Below are 2,500 nucleotides of genomic sequence, written 5' to 3'. Positions count from 1 at the left end.
TCACTCCCCTCCCGGGGTGCTTTTCACCTTTCCCTCACGGTACTGGTTCACTATCGGTCACTAGAGAGTATTTAGGGTTGGGAGATGGTCCTCCCAGATTCCGACGAGATTTCTCGTGTCTCGCCGTACTCAGGATACTGCTAGGTATAAAGACTATTTCGAATACGAGGCTATTACTCTCTTTGGCCTACCTTCCCAGGTAGTTCTTCTATAATCTTTAAGTCCACGTTGCAGTCCTACAACCCCGAAGAGTAAACTCTTCGGTTTGCCCTCTTGCCGTTTCGCTCGCCGCTACTAAGGCAATCGCTTTTGCTTTCTCTTCCTGCAGCTACTTAGATGTTTCAGTTCACTGCGTCTTCCTCTACATTACCTTAACAGTAATGAGTGACAGGCATTACCTGCCGGGTTCCCCCATTCGGACATCTCTGGATCATTGCTCACTTACAGCTCCCCAAAGCATTTCGTCGTTAGTCACGTCCTTCATCGGCTTCTAGTGCCAAGGCATCCACCGTGCGCCCTTATTAACTTAACCTTATTTTGGTCTTGCGACCTAACTCATTAAATATTCACAGCGTTTCGGTTTATTTTCTTGTTACTATCTATATGTAATTAATTACATATGGAATTTGATATAGATATTCAATTTTCAATGGACAATACTTGAATCTTTCGATTCAATGGAGCCTAGCGGGATCGAACCGCTGACCTCCTGCGTGCAAAGCAGGCGCTCTCCCAGCTGAGCTAAGGCCCCACAAGACCTCTCAAAACTAAATAAGAAACTCAAGTACATTCCGTTTTTCCTTAGAAAGGAGGTGATCCAGCCGCACCTTCCGATACGGCTACCTTGTTACGACTTCACCCCAATCATCTATCCCACCTTAGGCGGCTGGCTCCAAAAGGTTACCTCACCGACTTCGGGTGTTACAAACTCTCGTGGTGTGACGGGCGGTGTGTACAAGGCCCGGGAACGTATTCACCGCGGCGTGCTGATCCGCGATTACTAGCGATTCCGACTTCATGTAGGCGAGTTGCAGCCTACAATCCGAACTGAGATTGGCTTTAAGAGATTAGCTTGCCGTCACCGACTCGCAACTCGTTGTACCAACCATTGTAGCACGTGTGTAGCCCAGGTCATAAGGGGCATGATGATTTGACGTCATCCCCACCTTCCTCCGGTTTATTACCGGCAGTCTCGCTAGAGTGCCCAACTGAATGATGGCAACTAACAATAGGGGTTGCGCTCGTTGCGGGACTTAACCCAACATCTCACGACACGAGCTGACGACAACCATGCACCACCTGTCACCGATGTACCGAAGTAACTTTCTATCTCTAGAAATAGCATCGGGATGTCAAGACCTGGTAAGGTTCTTCGCGTTGCTTCGAATTAAACCACATGCTCCACCGCTTGTGCGGGCCCCCGTCAATTCCTTTGAGTTTCAACCTTGCGGTCGTACTCCCCAGGCGGAGTGCTTAATGCGTTAGCTGCGGCACTGAATCCCGGAAAGGATCCAACACCTAGCACTCATCGTTTACGGCGTGGACTACCAGGGTATCTAATCCTGTTCGCTCCCCACGCTTTCGAGCCTCAGCGTCAGTTACAGACCAGAGAGCCGCTTTCGCCACCGGTGTTCCTCCATATATCTACGCATTTCACCGCTACACATGGAATTCCACTCTCCCCTTCTGCACTCAAGTTTGACAGTTTCCAAAGCGAACTATGGTTGAGCCACAGCCTTTAACTTCAGACTTATCAAACCGCCTGCGCTCGCTTTACGCCCAATAAATCCGGACAACGCTCGGGACCTACGTATTACCGCGGCTGCTGGCACGTAGTTAGCCGTCCCTTTCTGGTAAGCTACCGTCACAGTGTGAACTTTCCACTCTCACACTCGTTCTTGACTTACAACAGAGCTTTACGATCCGAAAACCTTCTTCACTCACGCGGCGTTGCTCGGTCAGGGTTGCCCCCATTGCCGAAGATTCCCTACTGCTGCCTCCCGTAGGAGTCTGGGCCGTGTCTCAGTCCCAGTGTGGCCGATCACCCTCTCAGGTCGGCTATGTATCGTCGCCTAGGTGAGCCGTTACCTCACCTACTAGCTAATACAACGCAGGTCCATCTTGTAGTGGAGCAATTGCCCCTTTCAAATAAATGACATGTGTCATCCATTGTTATGCGGTATTAGCTATCGTTTCCAATAGTTATCCCCCGCTACAAGGCAGGTTACCTACGCGTTACTCACCCGTTCGCAACTCATCCAAGAAGAGCAAGCTCCTCTCTTCAGCGTTCTACTTGCATGTATTAGGCACGCCGCCAGCGTTCGTCCTGAGCCAGGATCAAACTCTCATTAAAAAATTTAATAATTGTTCGAGCGTTAACTCATTACCGTCGTCTGACGATTTATTCTTGTAAATTGACAGGTTATAATTTCTTCTATCATAACCCTGCACTTGGTTTCTTATTCAGTTCTCAAAGGTCTTTGTCTCTCTTAAGACAACT

The 2,500-nt window shown here is 49.0% G+C and carries 1 tRNA gene and 2 rRNA genes (1 of these 3 cut by a window edge); all 3 read right to left on the bottom strand.

Annotated features, from left to right (window positions below):
* Positions 1 to 532 (bottom strand): 23S ribosomal RNA (locus AX663_RS08895) (it extends 2,368 nt beyond the left edge of the window).
* 146 nt (positions 533 to 678) lie between these two features.
* Positions 679 to 751: transfer RNA gene (locus tag AX663_RS08890), tRNA-Ala, on the bottom strand.
* 54 nt (positions 752 to 805) lie between these two features.
* A 16S ribosomal RNA gene (locus AX663_RS08885) occupies positions 806 to 2,353 on the bottom strand.
* Together the 16S and 23S rRNA genes with 1 tRNA gene alongside form the textbook arrangement of a ribosomal RNA operon.
* Positions 2,354 to 2,500 lie beyond the last annotated feature (147 nt).

Origin of the sequence: Streptococcus sp. CCH8-H5 (genome assembly GCF_001556505.1) — a bacterium.
Lineage (GTDB): Bacteria > Bacillota > Bacilli > Lactobacillales > Streptococcaceae > Streptococcus.
The sequence above is the reverse complement of the archived record's forward strand: the minus strand, read 5'-3'. Positions and strand labels throughout refer to the sequence as shown.